The sequence below is a fragment of the Bradyrhizobium ivorense genome (assembly GCF_900696085.1).
Classification (GTDB): domain Bacteria; phylum Pseudomonadota; class Alphaproteobacteria; order Rhizobiales; family Xanthobacteraceae; genus Bradyrhizobium; species Bradyrhizobium ivorense.
Map to the genome: position 1 here is coordinate 55662 of NZ_CAADFC020000010.1, position 18085 is coordinate 73746.

At 57.7% G+C, this 18085-nt stretch carries 9 protein-coding genes; 5 read left to right on the plus strand and 4 right to left on the minus strand.

What is annotated here, in order from left to right:
* Nucleotides 1-2121 precede the first annotated feature (2121 nt).
* The 3 genes from CI41S_RS14850 to CI41S_RS14860 all read right to left on the minus strand — a co-directional run bounded on the left by CI41S_RS14850 (nt 2122) and on the right by CI41S_RS14860 (nt 9114).
* Nucleotides 2122-4371, minus strand: coding sequence for a di-heme-cytochrome C peroxidase (locus tag CI41S_RS14850; RefSeq protein WP_244626519.1), 2250 nt, complete (start codon nt 4369-4371; stop codon nt 2122-2124).
* Between the two features lie 68 nt (nt 4372-4439).
* Complete coding sequence (locus tag CI41S_RS14855) at nt 4440-5810, minus strand: hypothetical protein (RefSeq protein WP_244626520.1); 1371 nt, start codon at nt 5808-5810, stop codon at nt 4440-4442.
* A gap of 103 nt (nt 5811-5913) precedes the next feature.
* On the minus strand, nt 5914-9114 hold the full coding sequence (locus tag CI41S_RS14860; protein ID WP_244626521.1) for a hypothetical protein: 3201 nt from the start codon (nt 9112-9114) through the stop codon (nt 5914-5916).
* A 1264-nt stretch (nt 9115-10378) separates the two neighbouring features.
* On the opposite strand from CI41S_RS14860, the gene CI41S_RS14865 reads away from it, so the two are divergent.
* Together CI41S_RS14865 and CI41S_RS14870 are read left to right on the plus strand one after the other, a co-directional pair.
* Nucleotides 10379-11686, plus strand: coding sequence for a hypothetical protein (locus CI41S_RS14865; RefSeq protein ID WP_139860012.1), 1308 nt, complete (start codon nt 10379-10381; stop codon nt 11684-11686).
* A 71-nt stretch (nt 11687-11757) separates the two neighbouring features.
* On the plus strand, nt 11758-13440 hold the full coding sequence (locus CI41S_RS14870; protein WP_139860014.1) for a hypothetical protein: 1683 nt from the start codon (nt 11758-11760) through the stop codon (nt 13438-13440).
* Between the two features lie 136 nt (nt 13441-13576).
* On the opposite strand, the gene CI41S_RS44980 is transcribed toward CI41S_RS14870, so the two are convergent.
* Nucleotides 13577-13708 (minus strand): hypothetical protein, encoded by a 132-nt coding sequence (locus CI41S_RS44980; protein WP_283813119.1) that lies wholly within the window; start codon nt 13706-13708, stop codon nt 13577-13579.
* Between the two features lie 555 nt (nt 13709-14263).
* Here CI41S_RS44980 and CI41S_RS14875 point away from each other — a divergent pair.
* The 3 genes from CI41S_RS14875 (at nt 14264) to CI41S_RS14885 (ending at nt 18085) form a co-directional block, all read left to right on the plus strand.
* Complete coding sequence (locus CI41S_RS14875) at nt 14264-14794, plus strand: hypothetical protein (RefSeq protein WP_139860017.1); 531 nt, start codon at nt 14264-14266, stop codon at nt 14792-14794.
* Between the two features lie 811 nt (nt 14795-15605).
* Nucleotides 15606-17435 (plus strand): AAA family ATPase, encoded by a 1830-nt coding sequence (locus tag CI41S_RS14880; RefSeq protein WP_139860019.1) that lies wholly within the window; start codon nt 15606-15608, stop codon nt 17433-17435.
* Complete coding sequence (locus tag CI41S_RS14885) at nt 17432-18085, plus strand: 4Fe-4S single cluster domain-containing protein (protein ID WP_139860021.1); 654 nt, start codon at nt 17432-17434, stop codon at nt 18083-18085. Before CI41S_RS14880 ends, CI41S_RS14885 begins: the two co-directional genes overlap by 4 nt.

Genomic DNA, 18085 nt, shown 5'->3' on the forward strand with positions numbered 1-18085 from the left:
GGGACGTAGGTTGGCTGCGGTCTCGGGCCTGGGCGGCTCCGCACGCGCGTTCAAGAGTCCGGCCCTGCAGGATGTATCCATTCGAAGTGGGGGAAGGTGCATGGCCAGAGTTAGTCCGGCTGCCTCTTGCAGAACCAATCAAGCTCAGTGGATTTTGTGCTTCACCTCTCAAGCTTTCACAAATCGCCCGCCAATGATGCCGTTGCTCAACAAGCGCAACAGTTCGAACCTATTCGTGCTCGAGCGCCCAACGCCCGGAGTGCAGACGATTGCAAGCGCGAAAAAACTGTGGGGGAGCTCGCCAGCAATACCGGTTCGCCGACGCCGGCTATCCGTGATGGCAAGGCCGAACTTCGCTGAGAGAAATTGACATCCTTCACGCTCGACTCGGGCGTTGCGGCAATTGAGGGTGTCCTTGCAGTACGCTACAATCACCCGTTTCGCTCGCCCACCCCGGGGGGTGACCGCTCGATCCGGCGAGCCGATAGAAGCGAGGTGGACTTGAATCGGCAAACTCTTGTATAGCTCGCTCCCTCTTTCTATACCGATCACCCGCCTGCATATAATTGAACATTGGCATCCAGCCAGCTATCCGAGCGCAGCCTCTAGGTGGCAATAGCCTCCATGATCATCGCTTGGATCGAAATCCCTGGAGCAAAGCCGCAGCAGCCAATGATTGATGCCTCGCTAAATGTAACCCGATCGGGCTATAGGAACTTCACCCCGACCCCCTCGCGAGCCAGCCCGGGCGTAAGTAAATCTAGCCGAAATCTCGTCACGAGGCTCTTTAGTCATTGGAGAGCCGACCTCCGGGTCGCTCCTCGCAACCTGCAGCCGTGCGCTGACAGAAACAGCGCGTAATTTTGACGAATCAGGTCGGGAAGCCGAATGATGGCTTCCTCGACGAACTAGTGTACTCGGACTTGCGGAGCTCGCCGTCTCTGCGCACCAAATCGCCCAGCTACCTTGCGGGATGCTTGGTGAGTCACCGGATGCATATAATCCCGCTTCGCGGGACCCGCTGGCCAGTTCCTGAATTGATTCCATTTTCGGCAAATGCGTCTCGCGCCACTTAGCCGTTCCGGATCAGCTTCCACGACGGCGCGCTCCCTGAATGGTTCCAGTTCGCGGGCGCTTTGCTGATGGATTCGGATCGGCCTGCTTTAATCCTGCTTGGTTGACCCGTTAGGTTCGCCGGCGCCCCTACTTTCGGATGAAGATCGACGAGAACTTTGCTGAGGCCACATCGAGGGAGCACTGCTCAACGCGGTCTGCCCAACTTGCCTGAGAACTTCGACGGACGTCTCGCCGCGATAGGCGGCTTCTAGAATTTTGGACGCGACATGCGCTCGGATGCCGGTCTCGTGCCGCGACAGATCCTTGCACACTTCATCCAGAATTCGACGGAGACGGGCGGCGGTTTCGGAGTTGAGCATAGAAGGTCTCCTCCAATGGAACTGTACAATGACTGCACTGCACGGCGAATTTCACGACATAAATATTAGCAATTGCCAATGTGAGCGGCGATGGGAATGGCGCTTGAACCTCTTCACTTAAGGTTGCACGATCATACAATGAAGAAGGTCGCGCGTCATCAAGTCTAATGTCTTTAGCGAAGATACCCACATACTCGGGCAAGTCGTTCGATAGTCTGATGGTGTTGTCCGCGCCAAGCTGGACCTCAGGGTTGAACATCTCCGCGCGTGCGCATCATCAATGATCGATTTATTCGATGTCGTGAATCCGACAAGCTCTGTCGACGACGCAGATAGTCCGCCCGCCATCCAGTTCACGTTCCGAGTAGATGTCTGCACAATCTGCATACGCAGCTCGCGCGCGGGAGTACCTCCTGAGTTAGCGGCTCTACGCCTGATCAAGCCTCTAATCCTGGCCAGAGTTCGGCCTTTTGATCGAATTGATCAGCCAAGCCCGGCGCGCCCCGGCATGATCGGCAATCGGAGCGCCAGCATCATCTTATCCTCGGAACGAACTCCGGCGCTCCCTTTCAAGATGGTGAGGTCCAATATGCGGATGACTTTTCGTGGGTCGTGTGGTTCCCAAAACGATCGGCTTGATCTGTCGTCGGGCGACGAGCGCCGAGCTTCCATGGTAACGGCTTCCTTACAGCGTCTTCAAATACTCTAGAAGCGCCCGCCGTTCGGCGTCGGTTAATTCTGGCCCGATGACCCCAGGCGGCAGCTTCGTTGTATCGGTTTCCTTGCCCTCAAAAGAATGCCCGCGATTGCTATTCCCAAGCAGCGCTACGTTGAAGTCCGTCAGGCCGGCCGCGCAAGCGTCATTCGCGCGCACTTTCGCAACAAGCCCGACGTTAACGGGATCGAATTTGCGGCTACCAACGCAGAAGGAGCTTGGCCGCCGGCCCTGCGGCAATAACATGTCCTTGAGCGTCGGCACCGATCCGTTATGCAGATACGGAGCTGTTGCCCAAACACCGTCCAACGGACGGGCGCGGTACTGAGGTTCAAGGGCAAGGACTTCTTCTTCCTTGCCGTTACGGCGCACCCGCGCGCCAATGTATGCTCGGGGGTTTTGGCAATTCTTCCTCGGCCCCCACATCTGCTGCTTGGTGTTTTCGGAAGAGTTGTTCACGAGGTTCCATTGATCGATCGTCTTGCCCACGACATCCATTAGCGCGAGCACAAATAAGGGATTTGCCGCATTATCGGCCGGAAGGCCGCACCCCCAGGCTTTGTTCAAGTCATCGATCGGATTGAGACCGAGTGCCTCGGGTAAGTGAACACGCCGTGTCGTCAGGACATTGGATTGTTGACGATCGGTGCCGATGATGGTCACCGGTAGCTGAGCGACATTGAAATAATGGCGTCCGCCAATCTCCACCCAATTCTTCTCGCCTTTGGCAGAGCGATCTGGGTTCTCCGGCTTCCAGAAGGAATCTTCCGGCCACTTTGCGTCGAAGGCGGGATCATTGACGGGTCCTCGGTGGCATTCAAAGCAGTGCGAGCGATAAAGATCGCGACCTTTCTCAACGAGTTTTTCGTCGATGGCCCAGGCCGGGTCGCCTTGGAACCTGTCCTGCGCGTCCTTCCATCGGGGCGCGACAAGGCCGTTGAACTTCTTGCCGCTTGTATCCGCAGATGAGAAGGGATCAGTACCGCGCAAAAGCTCCTCGAAGCGCGCAATCTCCGATAGATGGATGGATGATTCAAAAAGCGGCCGCCCCTGCGCGGGCGCCCGCATATTGATTTTCGCGCTGACTCCGAGCGCCTCACCCGAATTGCGAACAAGCTCGTTGAGGACAGAGGCGTCGTACTGCGCCCACAGGAAGTACGGCGTGTCCCAGATTGGCGGAAAGCTCACAGGAGCATCGTTGCGCGCGAAGTTGCCCTTGAGAAGCGGATCTGGGAGTTCTCCGGTCACAGGATCAAGAAAATTGGTATAGAAGACCTGGTTTCCGATCCGGTTCAAGGCATCCAGTCGGCCGAACCCCTCGTCGAGATTCGTCACGCCCTGCGCCGTCAACAGGCTATCATTTGCAGCCTTTTGCTTCTTGATCTTTTGAAATGCGAGCTCCAGGTCATTTCGAAGCTTCTTGCGGTCGATGCTTCGACCTTCAATGCTTTCCAACCGGTTGGCGAAGCGTTCGAATCGCCACGGCAGGATCAGCGTATAGCCGATCGATAACCCAATGACCCGTTCAACCTCGCTAAGATTGACCATCGCTGGCCCACCATCGTAGCGAATGCTGATATTTTTGTACTCGAGATGCCCGGTGTGACAGGCGGCGCAGGTTAGTCCGATCTGATCTTCGTAGAAATCTCCCGTGGTCGGGTCGACGCCCCCTTTCAGGATCGCGAAACCTACAGGCAAACCATTGGCATTGTCAGGCGTGCTCGCTGTCCAGGTGGAGCTAACGCCCTTCGCATCCTCCTGATAGCCGTACGCAGGTGAGCTAGCGTCAAAGTCCTTTGAGCTCGGACTTGGGATAAAACCAAGGCGTCGCAGATAGTCGTTATCCGTCAGGCTCGTGTAACGGACTGACAACTCAGGACGTTCTAGAGCCAGGAACCATCTATAGGGCACAGGAATAGTCGCCGTGCCTTGGGACGCGTGATGGAACCAGTAACGCTGCCGCGAGCTCCAGTTCTGAGGTAGCCAGTATGAACTGTCGATCTTCGACGGCGCCGGCAGCGTCGCCGGCAGCAGTTGGGCAACCAGATTTGCGTCATTCTTGATCTTGAGCGCCGTATCGCGAAGCTTTTCCGGTGCAAAGTACGCCACGCCCGCGACCAGTGCCGCCACCACGAATACGATCGCAACCAAGAGACTGATGATGTGAGGCAACCACCTCAACCGGCCACTGACCCAAGAACTGAACGAACGTGCCGCCATGGCGATCCTCCCCTAGTTTCAAATAGCGCGCGTCGCCACGCGAGCGAGCCGGGCGACGATGGCGCTCCTTACTTGTTCAGCAATTGGCTATTGATGAAGGAGACGACGTCAGCGGTCTCGGCTGCTGCGCGTCGCGTGATGGTCGCGGCCGCAGGACCACCATGCAAGAACGAGGGAAACCAACCGAAATTGCGAACATTCCAGTCTTCCTTCGGGAGAACAGCTCGGTTTACACCGGGGACCGCGAAGCCTTGCACTTTTCTGGCGAGCGGCTGAGCCGTCTCTGTATGACAGCTCACGCAGTCCGTATTGAAGAAGTGGCTCTTCTTCGTATCCGCGATGACGTTGACGATCTCGAGCACGCGGCTATTGGGAACGTCGGAATCGATGAAATCGGCCGTGGAGACGCCCTTACGATTGGAAATCGGCAAGGGAGGATCCTGCAGCGTCGCGTGGCGGCAGGTCACCGGATTCTGGTTATTCGTGACTGGCCGCGGGACCACATGCGTGTCGCCGACGATGCTGAACATCTGCGCAACATGCAGGCCATCGAGCGTCGGGCCCGGCACTGGTATCAGCCCGGCCTGCGGCACCCTTAGCATCGAAACGAACACCCAGGGTTCGGGCGGTGAAATGCCCATGATAGCCATGGTGTTGAGGCGCTGCGGCGACAGATGCTTTTCCAGCATGGCTTTGACCGCATCACGAAACGGCTTTGCGGATGCACCCACAAGGCCGGGGTGAACGTTCATGTCACCGGCAGTCGAGATCTTGACATTTCCGAACTTTCCAGCCGCAAGTTGATCGCGCAGAGCCGCAACGTCACGGACGATCCCCTTGAAAGTTGCGTCGTCAGGCTTGAAGCGCGGGAATGGCGCACACCCCTCGAGCGGTGGATCGGGATCGAGGTTGAAGCTGAAGATCAGGTGACCGGCAGTGTCATGGACCTTGAACCCTTGGGGTCCATTGGAAACCGGCTGAATGATCAGGCGTACTTGCGGCTGCCGTCCAAACTGGGCGATGACATCAGGAGAAAGGCCCGGTGCTCCCGGATCGATCCGGATGCCCGCAACGAACCAGGCATCGATCTTTTTGACGGCATCCGGCAGACGGATGTGGCGCGCGCCGGAGTCCGGCACGCCTTCGCGTTCGGGATTTTCGGCGTTTGCGACAAAGCGCGCAAAATCCTCATCGGACAACAGCCGGTGCGCGGCCCCAGCGGGGCCGGCAAGGTCGGCGACCGCAATCAAATTGACGAGGTCTGCAGGCGACTTGGGGGACGGAAACAGGATGGACACGTCGTTGGCCGAAAGCGGCTTCGATGGCGTCTGGACCTCTGCTGTTCCTGGTCCCAAAGCACCGGCGAAGATCAGCCCCGCTGCAAACAGATTTGTAAGCACCCAAGCAAGCATCGAGCGGCGGATTTCACGTTTTGCCATCGTCGGCAATTCCCCTGTAAGATTGAAACCGCCGCGACGTAGAGACGGCCGTTTTGGCGACATAAGCTGCGTATTTTGGCGCGCAGCTGCGGATTAAGGTCGCTCACTCGCTACCGTAAAACTTGCTTTGCAGTGTCTTGAGTTGAGTAGGATGCAAAGCCTCATCTATGCAGTTGAAAAACATCTGGCTTCTTGCATTGACACGCTCCCGATCAAGTTGGCCATGCTCCATGTCTGTTTGCAGCCCACGCACGGCTATCCAGTCCTTCGACGGATCCTTGAGCAGCTCAAACAATGTTCCATTCTGATAGGGATGAAGCCGAAAATGAGCGAAGGCCACCTTGGCTGAGATCTTCGCATCGCGCAGTGCGTCGGGAAGCGCGAGGAGATCAAGCCCTTCCAAGTCGCCGATACCTTGTATTTGGCTCTGTGCCTCCTGATATTGCTCCCGCCCCACCAGTTGATACATTCCTCGTGGACGAAACAGCCAACCGTCGTCCGTCCCCGTCTGGTTTCCGAAGGGGTTGCCCTCGTAACCAAGAACAAAATTCGCCAATTCCTTGGGATGATTCAGCAATGTCTCGATGGCGACGGGCGGTTTGTTCGCCGCCACCAGATCAGCGTTGTTCTTTTCTATTCGGTCGCGCCATTTGCGCGGCAATTGCGAGACCGCGCTGTAAGAGAAGTTTTCGCTGCTGCGGGTAAAATCAGCACTGTCGTAGGAGATTGCTCCCAGTATATAGGCGAGGATCCGCGGATCGGTCTCCGCGACGCGATCCCATTCCTGCAACAATGCCTTGACCTGCTCGGCCTGAAAATAGGCCATATAACTCTTCCGATATGGCGGCAGGGGCGCGGGAGCCGGCGAATGGTCTTTGATCGATACCGCGAGCTGGTGCTCGTAGGCAGCAATTTTGTCGCGGTACTTCTGATAGCCGCGCTCCTGCAACCACTTGTTCTCGTAACAGGCTAGTAGCGGCTGCGGCTTGATCTTTGGAGCGGGCCGGTACTCTTTGCCCAATTCATCGGCGTAAGCAGCTTGGGCCAGCTTAGCATCTCTGAGGGCTTCAAAGGCGGCCCCCACGGATCCGTTCAAGAGGTGGAACAATTTCACCTGCAGGCAATCAGCGTTGCTCTGCTTGGTCCGGGATTGGTCGAAATCATCCTTTGGCACGCAATCCCAAAAGCGACCGCTGCTCAGCGAGATGATATCGTCGGTTTGCTGAGACAGGGTCCAGCCAAGCGGCAGGCTGTAATACAGGCCGGTTATTTCGGTCCGGCCAAATGTCGGAAAGCGCTGTACGCTGGGAGCCAGGTCATTTTCCGGCGCGCGATCGATAGTAGTTGCGTGATTGAGTGCGACATAGGTCCGCGAGGTACGCGTGCTCAGAAGCGCGCGCACCGGCTCCATGAGCTCACCGAACTTGAAGGACCCATGATCTTCGAACTGGCCGCTCACCAGCGACAAAAGATAGATCCGGAACTTTGGCGCATCAGAGGTACCCTTGATGCTGTTGAGCCGCTCGATCAGATCGAGAGCAGTCTCGATTCCGGAGTTCTCGACATACCCGCCGTCCACCAGGCGTGCCTGTCGATTGGCGGTCATACAGTCGTTCTTTAAAGGAACGGTCGCCGCCGGCGTCACCCATGGAAAGCGCGCGCTGGTAAACGCCGCCGCGCTGAGCGGAATGTGGAGAGAGCGGCTTATGACGGTTTGATCGGGTCCAATGCCGGCGCGATCAAGCGTTGCGAGAATGCACAGGTCCTTGTCTTTCGCGTGCAGCGGATCGATATCGAAAGGAGAGATTACAACCCGCTTGCCGCTCCCGGCATCCGTCGTATTCAACAACAGTGCCGGCATATTGTTGTCTGGCGCCCAATGTGACTGAAAATCGGCTTTCAGCAGGTTGGACTGTTCGCCGGCCCCCTTCTGGTTCCTGAGCATTCGGTCTGTGGCATTTTCCAGCGTGTATTCCAGAAAACGCGCCCGATCGAAACTTTGGATCGCGAATGGAGAGAACAGCTGGGTGAAATCAGTAAAAAGAAAGCCGGCAACCAAAGGCGAGAGAAAATCCGTCTCCAACACGCTTGCAACGCGCTCTTCTACTGGCCCAGAAGCATCGATGTCCTCTGCGCGACCAACGCCGGCAAGAAAGTCTGCAATCTTGGGGCATGTCTTTGCGTCGGGAGCAATCGTATCAAGTGGCGCATTGTCGGCATGAAGCGCAGCCGCGAAAATTGCCGAGCCAACACTTCCCCCGGAGACACCGCTTATCGCAAACAGATGCTGCCGAAACGCCGGACAGAGATCCTGCATTCTGGCAAGAAAGCGTGCCGCGTTGTTGGCCGCGTAGATGCCACCGCCCTGGGCCGCCACGATGAACACGGGATATTCGCCGAGCCTCTTGGCTTCGGCGACCCGCGGTTTTTGCAAAATCCATTGGCGAAATGCCTCGACCGCAGAAATGCGGGCCTTGTCTTCCGGCTGGCCGGCTGCAATCTCGACTGTACGCAGGCCGTGATCGTCACTTCCAAATAAGGATGCAACCAGGAACAGGCCACCGAACACAACCGGTATAAACGGGAAATTGAGCCTGATTGTCAGCAGCGCAAAGTGGGTCGAAAGAGCGACCACGCACATCGTAAAGAGGGCGATTACGCCAAACGAGCCGACGAATTGCGCAAGCCTGTCGGGAAGCAGAAGGAAGCCAGCTGTCAAGAGCGCGATGCCGGCGATCGTCAGCGCAAGAAATCTGTAGCGGATGAAATAGGCATTGTTCGCTCGGCTCGCGAGCTCGGTGGCGCGGTCTCTTGCTCCCATCCGCCAGGCAAATACGACAAACGCAGCGAACAGGACTAACATGGCGAAGGCCAGGATGAGCAGCATGTTGCGCTCGAAGGCAAGCGCCTGAGCCTGGATGCGGAAGATGCTTCCGACTTCCTCGACTTCACCGATCTTTTGAGCCGGCCGCGAGTCGAGTTGACCTGCGGTCGCAGCAAGTATGGGCAATGCGCCTAGGATTACGGGCGCAAGTCTTATATACAGGGCCAACCGGCCTGTTGCGCGCGGCATGCGAGCTATTGTTGCAGCGGTGAGCTGAAACGCAGCCGCCCAAATCGTTATCGCGATCACGCCAATGGCAATGAACTCTTTGACAGTTGTCCAGCCAATGTCGTCGGCGCCGATTCGGTAGAGCTCCTGGATTTGATCTGGCAGGTAGAGCAGAACGGAAATGGCGACCGAGAGAACGATGATCCATCGCAGGTTGCGCAATAATGTGAACAATTGCTCGCGCACAGTCATCGCCTCGTCCCCTAAACTTTCTACGTCAGAAGATCTGAGCAAATATTGGCTTTGATTCCAGACACACGGTCGAGCTCTCATCGAGCACGAAGAGTGCTCGCTGCACCCAATGAATAACAATAAATCCGCTATCGGGCGGCGGGTTTAAGACAATAAACTTAACCTGCAGTAGTGGAGCGATTTATCGAATATTCCGCTAGACGGTCAAGAGATTTTCGATGTGGATGAGGCGAAATGGATTGCTCGCTGTTTTTCATCTCGGTCCAATGCGCTTGCGCACTTTTTCCTCACTCATTCGGCTGAGATGCAAAGAATGCGCACCGCGCCGCCCGCACTTCGTCCTGCGATCGCCGGTCGCATTCATCGATCGATGCGTCTCGACGTTGACGGGGGCTCGGACGCCTTCAAGACTTCGCGTTCTTAGCCGACTTGAAAAGAAAAGCTTACCCGCGGCGAGACCGCGAACGCGCTCAAACCGGGCCGGGCATCAATGATCGGCGCGGACGCCGAGCATTCGCGCGGGTCTGGGCCGATCAGCTCGCCTTACCTGGCGATTGAGCCCAGTCCGCGAATGCACATGTGATGACCTCGCCCCGGCCCACGCCGCCTCGCTCTTGAACAGAAGGGTGACACATCCGCACCGCCGCGCTTGATCGGTGCAAGTCGAGGATGCTGCGAACCGCAACGCAGCCCTGCCCCGGCGAGTCATTTGCCGCCGGAAACAGCCGCACGTTAACAAAGCAGCAGCGCTTCAGATCGCCCTTTGTAAGGCACGGTCGCACAAAGAGCCGAGCTAGCTAGGTGTCTCGCCAGGATGAGTTCGGTTTGATGTGATCACTCATGTATCCGCCATCGCGGTCGAAAACTATGGACCCGAGCGCATGGCAGCAGCATGAGCGCGCGGGCAACTGACCAGCGAGACAGCGATCAAGGTTTGTTCCCTTCACGCCCAAAGATCCCGCAGTTCATGCGCTCATTTGTCCGAGCTTAGTCTGCGTACCGGGTATCGCCGCGCGCTAACATGCTGGTGATCGAGCCCGACGGCTGACGACAGTGTTTGTCCGTTTCGTACGGTCGCCTGGACATTGGACCACCGATCAATAAGTAAGAGCCGCGGTCTGCCATTTGTGTCTTTGAGCAAACCGTGGGTCGATCATCGTGGATGCCTTGTGAGAGCATACTCAAAAGGCTAGCGGGACGCTCGCGCGTCGGCTATCAACCCGGTGAATTTTAGAACGTGGAATCATTTTCGGGCAGTCACGGCTTGGACATCACCGACGAGCAGTGGCGGGAGAACGCTTTCAGCATTCCCGCCGATCTGAGAGCTGTGCCTCGCAGCGAGGACGACGACGGTTTGCGACAGGCCATGCTCATCATCTGGGCCGCGCTCGCCAAGGCGTCGGCCACGATCAAACATTGGTACTCGCTTGTCCCGGAATCGATGATCCTCAAGTTCGCTGCGACCCTTGACATGCAAGCGCCCGACTATGGTCTTTCATTCGGCGGCACGGAGACCTACGAGGAAATAGTGATGCGGCTCGGCGGTTGTCTTCGCGCCATGGAGCGTGAATACACCGAACAGGATCTGGGCTCGAGGCCGACTGATGCAGCCGGATGGCTCGTCGAACACGCAGGCCATTGCGCCTATCTCATTCCCATGGGGCGCTTAGCCTGGAAGGACACAAAGGACCCCGCCCAGGACATGCGCAACTTCGATCAGCGCGGACTCCTGCGTGTTCGGTTCGTGCCAGCTGTCGTGGACGGCGCGAGGGTTCAGATTGTGAAAGCGGATCGGATGGCCAGGAAGTCATCGGCATTCGGTGCCGTGTTGTTTCCTGATTCCATCTTTGACTGCGAGGAAACACCGACGAGGTTCTTCGTCAGAGCGGTTCACATCCCCAATGGCGAAACCATTATTTCCGATGCATGCAAGGCGGCTCACACCGAACTCTGCCTGACCACTGTGTTTCCCGAACTCATGATTGACCCGCAATCGCGTCGTCTCATCGAAACACAACTTGCCGAGAAGCCCTGGCTTGCCGAGGGTGAAATGCCAGACGCACCGGGGATCGTGGTGGCAGGCTCGTGGCATGAAGTGGAGGACGGCCAGCGATACAACATCGCTACGATCTACGACGGTCACGGCGTGCAAATTGCTCGGCACAAGAAGCGCATGGCTTACAAGGACGCTGAAGGCCGCGTGGAAGACATTCGGCACGGGACCGAGCTTGCGATCGTGGTCCTGGAAGAAGCCCTTTTCGGCTTCGGCATCTGCCTCGATTTTTGTAATAGGTGCTATCATACCCCTTATGGATGGCTCGATGTCGACTTCGCAATAGTTCCGTCATGCGGCAACGAGGTCACCATGGACGGGCACATCCGAACCGCGAAGGATTTGCACAATGAGCGAAAAACCCGCAGCTTTGTGGTCCAGCAGGCCTATCCGCCGGTGGATCAGGCTGCCGGGTATGTCCTGAATCCGGACGGGAACTCATCGGGCTGGGCGGCAAATGCGCTTCTCAGGGATGTTCCATGGAGCGTTTTCCGCGGCAAAATGGTACATGACCGTTGACTTGGCGTTAAAGCAGGCCGATGTAAAGCGTAGTAAAACGAGTTTCCGTAGCCCCCAGATCAGCGGGTCCAATGTCCGCCACCGACCGCAAGGCCTTCGAAATATCGCTCGATCGGATCGGGCGCGGCGATGCGACGCCGGCCGAAGCGGCCGCCGCGATCCGAAAAGCGCTGACAAGCGAGCCGTCGTTGACAGAGCGGGTCTATGATGTGCTCCGCGACGTTACGTGGCGCACGCTGACGTCGCGCTCCTTCGGCGGCGAGCTTTCGCAATGGTTTGAGGTGGTGCGACACGCGTCGGCACTTGCCGCCAGCAGAAATGCCGGCGGGATGTCGGAGAGAATGCGCGCCTTTGCGGACCTGATCTCGCAGTCAGCCAGGTTTGCCGAGCTCCAACCATTGGAAGAGGTGCTCAGTCGAAAGCACACCAAGTCGCTTCTGAGCGCAATCGCAGGCGCCGGCAAGGCCGTCAGCAATATCGCACTGATGAGCATTCTCGGCCTTCGAGAGTCCAACCTTTCGAGGGTGACCGGTGCCCTGCAGGGAACAGGGCTGATTGAGCGATCCTCGTCGGGAAAGGAAGCAAGCTTCGCGCTGACTGACCTCGGTCGCCGCGTCGCGAGAAAACTCGACCTCGCCGTCAATGATCCAGCCACAGATCGCGAATGGTGGCATCAAGCGCCCTATCCGTTGGCGATCTGGACGGCAAGCGGCGAGCCTGTCGGTGCGAATGCCGCGTTCTATCGACTGACCCGTTCAAAGGAGCCTCATGTCCTTCCGTCGCTTGCCGACTGGAAAATGACAATTGCGAAGACGTCGCGCGATGAAAGGTTGACCTCCAAGGATACTTGGCGGCTCCAGATCGACGACGCGACTTGGATACAATTCATGGAGACTGTCACGTCGGATGGCTGTCTGTGTATCCTTGGATCAGACGTATCTTTGGCCATGAAGGCGATGAGCGAAGTTGAACATGCGCTGAAAATCGCAAAGGAGGCGGAGGCGCGGGCCCGACGCGAGCTCGCCGATATTCAAAACCGTCTGGTGGCTTACCAATCCGCGAACTCGCACGTCAGAGACGAGATCATGAGCGTTGCCGCGCGGTCGAATCAACGCGTGCGCGAGACCATAGACGTCTGGACACACGCCGCGGAGAACCAGATCGTACCGAACGAACTGCACGCGGTAGAGAAGGACCTTGGTGCAATGCAGGTCGCAGTGCGCAACCTCATGAGCCCGGTTGACATCTTTACGGAGGGAAAGTCCGCTTCTGGCTGGATCGATCCGAACCTGGTCGTGATGGAAGCCATGAACACGGCAAGAGAGCTCGATCCGAGTATCCATGCGACCGCATCGTTCGGCAAAGTTCCGAAAGTTCGTGGTGCGGTGTCGCCGCTGCGTACAGTTCTCAGTTACATGGTCCTCATAGGCACTCGTTATGGCGCATACGATTTTCGTGGCGCGTTGAAAGGATCCAACCTGGTCACAACGGTACGCGTCAAAAGTCCCGACGAGCACGCGCAGCTCACGCCGTTCGAGGTGGTGACGAGTTCTGGTCTCGGCTATTGTCGTGCGATTGTAGAAACGAATGGCGGAGCTTTCGAAGTGCGGGAAACCGGTTCGGGATCTGACACCATGATCGTTTTTTCTTGGCCTGTAGAGGGGAGAACCCCGCACGGAGGCAAGGTAAAGTTCGGACCACCGGCCAAGACGAACAAATCGCGCAAGCGCCCTGTTCGCGGAGTCGTCGATTAGCCGCTGAGGCTACGGCTCGAGATTGGCTTGAGCCTGGAATCATACCGGACCACGCCTTCCATCGTGTTGTTGGCGGAGAACCACGGAGGTCCACGATAGTGGTCGCATTTTGCAGATGCGCTCTCCGCACACATGCTTAGGCCAACGTCTTGGCTCCGCGCCAGGAGCGGTTGTGCCGAACCGGCTGCTTGAACATTGAGGCGGACTTGGTGGCATCGATCCCCTCTTCCGCGCGTTCATCGATGGTCGCGGCGCGCTCGTCATCCATCGCTTAGACTCCCGAAGCCGCGCTGGCGCGTCGAGATGGGCCACCAGATCTGCATGTTCCGAACAGCGTCATCGCTATGAGACCGGTACGGCCGACTCGAACATAATTCCATCAGCCTGCGTTACTGGTCCGGCTGACGCTGGTGTCCATCGCTGAGCCGAGCACTTGCATCCTCATATCATTCGGACCACGCATTGCGGTCGCTCTGCTGGCTACGTCTTTGAGGATGAAGTTCTCCGACGCGCGCCACATCCCTCGGCTCGGGTTGAGCTTCGAGGACTGCATCGCAGCACATAAGACCATCGGCTGTCACGCCTCCTCTGACGAGTGAGCGCCGCCCTCTGCAAAGGCGATCCCATCCGGCACCTCTGCACGAAACGGACAATAGAGTCACCGTCGCGCAACAACGTGCGCAATTATCCCGAGCCAGCCAATTCGCGATTTCCATCGGCGCAGCCTCCAGCCGATATTTGGTTGCATTGCAATGCGCCTACCTGCAGCGCGGGTGGGTACACGGCAGGAGGATCTGCCCCAAATTGAAGCGAGGTCATTTTGATGAAGGATCTGAAAACGCGCAGCGCAAACTCCCCGAAAACGGGCCTGCATCGCGGCACCACAGGATACGCGATCAACTTCTTCCGCTCGGACATCCTGGTCAATCTGCAGCTGGATCTGAAGAGGCTTGAAAAATCAGGCATTGATGAAGATGTCTGCCGCAAAATCAGAGAGCTGCTCAGTGCGCTTGTGTCTGCGGCATCGGCTGAGCCAAAGGGCTCTTTTTGGGGAAGGGCCGTCCACGAAGTGTTGCGGGATTACGAGTCCACCTATCGGGAATGGAATAATGTAAAAGGAAGCGACGCTCAAGCTGCGCAAAAACGAGATGAATTGCTTTCCAGGCTGCAAGACTTAAGGCATTCGATCGCGAACGTCTGCCGCCGCAACGCTCATAGTCTATCGGAAGCGCACGATCTCGAACTGATCACAGCAATCAACGAGGCTTTGAAAGAGGCGATCAAAGCCGTCCCAGGAACATTTTCTGCTCTCACCAAGAGTGCCGAGCGATTTGCAGCTCGTGCTCTTACGTGAAGCGCTGTATTGATCAGGTTCGATCGAAAGCCAGCGATGCTTTTGTTTCTGTCTTGATCTCTGAGACCTCTTGCAGGTTGGGGTTCGAGCCGCCGCGAACACGTTCCGTCCGACGCAAAAATGCCAAGACAGCCACACCTCTTGCGCGCCGCAGGCGCGCTTCTTTTTTTGCTCTTCATGAATCGCCTGAATATCGCTTAAAGCGTGGTTGCTAAGGTCAGGTCGAAGCGAGCTTGGACGCGCGGGTCGTCGGACGCGTCCCTCAGCTGCACCTCAGCATGTTCCCTCATCTCTTCTGATGGGTAACGACGTGCTGCCTGCCGTTCGCAAAGTCTTGCCGCCGCGGAGCCATAGTCCCTTCGGTCATTTGCGCGCGCTAGGTGACTTCAAGATGATCGGCGCGTCCATCAATTCGGGTTCGAGCCGATGCCTCCGAAACCTGCATGTTGGGCCGAAATCTGAGTCCTCGGCAGTCCCACCGATGTCGGCGCTGCCAATGTGCTGCCTCACAGCGGTCAGCATCGGTGCGGCCAGATCTCATCAACTGATTTTCGAGGTCGGCAGCCGCCGCCTTCAAATGGCGTCTTTGCCGGGTACAGGCGAGGCGTTTGGATCACCCGGCCAGATCGCCGGCATCTGACGAACGCTGCGCTTCGACGCTCCCCATTTAGGAGCCGCGGAATCTCGTCCGCTCCGCCCATCTCCTCTTACCGGCTTATCCCAATTCCCTATGGACTTCTGGGAATTACTCTCGAAATCGGCGAGTGACATGCCGTATAGTCGCGCGATACGCGTAAAAGGGGGTTTTTCGGTGCACGAGAATTCGGTGGAAAGAGCCAGATGGCTGCGCGATTTGCTGCGCTTTCTGCCGCTGCGCAGCCAATTCGTGCTCTCGGGCAATACTCGCGACCTTCAGATGCACGAAATCGCTGCTGGCGAGGTGACCGCGGCGCCCTTGTCCAGAGTTCTGCCGGACGTCTTGAAAGCAGCTGGTTATGCGCAGATCGCCTGGTTCGATCTTCTGAACGGATTCCGGGATATCGAGCCGGCAGACGGAAGCTACCTCTCTCGGTTGGGTCTGATGCCGACAAACGGCGCTGCGGCAGGCGGTATCGATCTTCTGTCGACGACGCTTGAGCGCCATGTCACAGCTGACGGACAACCCTCCGCCCTTGTTGTCGACTTTGCCTCCAGGCTGGTTACGCGAAACGACGCGTTGTCACCTGCCGAGCACCAGCTTTTCTCCCGAGCGCTGATCCTCTCCCATGCGGCGCGTGCCCGTCCAGCGGGCGAGAAAAGGCTGCCTTTCTTCAATACGGTCGTCTGGATCGTCGACAAGGAGGGGGATCTGCCGGATTGGTTCCTGATCGGAAACCCGAAAATCAGGCACATCCCCATCGGACGACCGGATCATCTTGCCAGAAAAAGCATGATCCGCTCCTTGGTCCGGGGTCTGCCGGGCGCGCAGAACGCACCACAGCCGGCATTGGAGAAGTGTACGCAAGAGTTCGTGGACGAGACCGAAGGCCTTTTATTGTTGGACGTGAGCGCGGTCGCCCAGCTCGCCCGCAGCGAGGCCGTCCCATTCGATCGCATCGCCGATGCGGTCCGACGCTTCAAAGTGGGCGTGACTGAGGATCCCTGGCGCAAGATCGGCCGCGAGAAGATCAGTTCGGGCGAAGAATTCGTCAGACGCCGGGTCAAGGGACAGTCCCACGCTGTCACGCATATGCTTGATATCGTCAAGCGCGCGGTGACAGGGATCGGACAATCGCCGCGGGGCGGCCGGCCAAGAGGTGTCGTCTTTCTTGCTGGGCCGACCGGTGTCGGCAAGACGGAACTCGCTAAGACTATCACCAGCCTGCTTTTTGGCGATGAATCTGCCTATATCCGCTTCGACATGTCCGAGTTCAGTGCCGAGCATTCCGACCAGCGGCTGATCGGTGCGCCGCCCGGCTACATCGGATATGACGTCGGCGGCGAGCTCACCAACGCCATTCGTGAAAAACCCTTCAGCGTCGTCTTGTTCGACGAGATCGAGAAGGCTCATCCGAGGATTCTCGATAAATTTCTGCAGGTTCTCGACGACGGCGTCCTCACCTCCGGCCGAGGCGATCGGGTCTATTTCTCGGAAGCCTTCATTGTCTTCACCTCGAATTTAGGCATCTACGTACCGGGGCCGTCCGGCGAGAGAATTGCCAATGTCACGCCCGAGGAGACTTTCGAGGCTGTACGCAGCAAGGTGCGCGGCGAGATCGAAAGGCACTTCAAGCAGGTCCTCAACCGGCCCGAGATACTGAACCGGATCGGAGAGAACGTCATCGTTTTCGACTTTATCCGCCCCGAGGTCGCAAACGAGATATTCGATTCAATGGTCGACAACCTGCTCAGGGACGTCAGTTCGCTGGGCCATGACGTGACCTTGAGCGGAAGTGCCCGCGAGGTGCTTCGCGGCTTGTGCCTTTCTGATCTTTCCAATGGCGGCCGAGGCATCCGCAACCAGGTCGAAGCTCACCTGATCAACCCGCTATCCCGGGCTCTGTTCGATCGCGGAGCCGAAACGGGCCGCAGATACAGGATCGACGCGGTCCGCCCCGGGGCATCGACCTCGATTGATCTCGTGAGCGAGCAGTCCTCATGAGTGGGATGATCAACATTTCGCGCATTCATTTCCCGATCACGACCCTGGGGCCCGGCCGCAGGATCGGGATCTGGTTCCAAGGTTGCTCGATCCGTTGCCCAGGATGCATCTCCATGGACACATGGGCGCAGGGACGCGGAACAACCACTGTAGAAGACGTTGTCCAGGCTGTTTCACCTTGGCTGGCGGCGGCCGACGGGATCACAATTTCGGGTGGAGAGCCCTTCGACCAGCGCGAGGCCTTGATCGATCTTCTGGTCCAGCTTCGCGCTCAAACGAAGGCGGATATCCTCGTGTTTAGCGGCCACCCCTGGGCCACGATCTGCGATGCGCTCGCGGCATCGCCATCTCTCATCGACGCGATCGTTTCCGGGCCATTCGAAGTCAATGAGACGCAAACTCTCGCGCTTCGTGGCAGCGACAATCAAGAATTGCACCTCCTGACACCCTTGGGCCGCGCTCGGTTCGCAAGCTTCGAGCGCCGCATCGACGAAACAGACCGCGCCTTCGATGTCATGTTCGACGACCATGGCGACCTCTGGCTTGCCGGCATTCCCGCCCGCGGCGACTTCCGGCGGCTGCGACATATTCTCGAAGACGGCGGATCGACGCTTGGGACTTCGGAAGATACCCGCTTCCTTTCTCTTTAG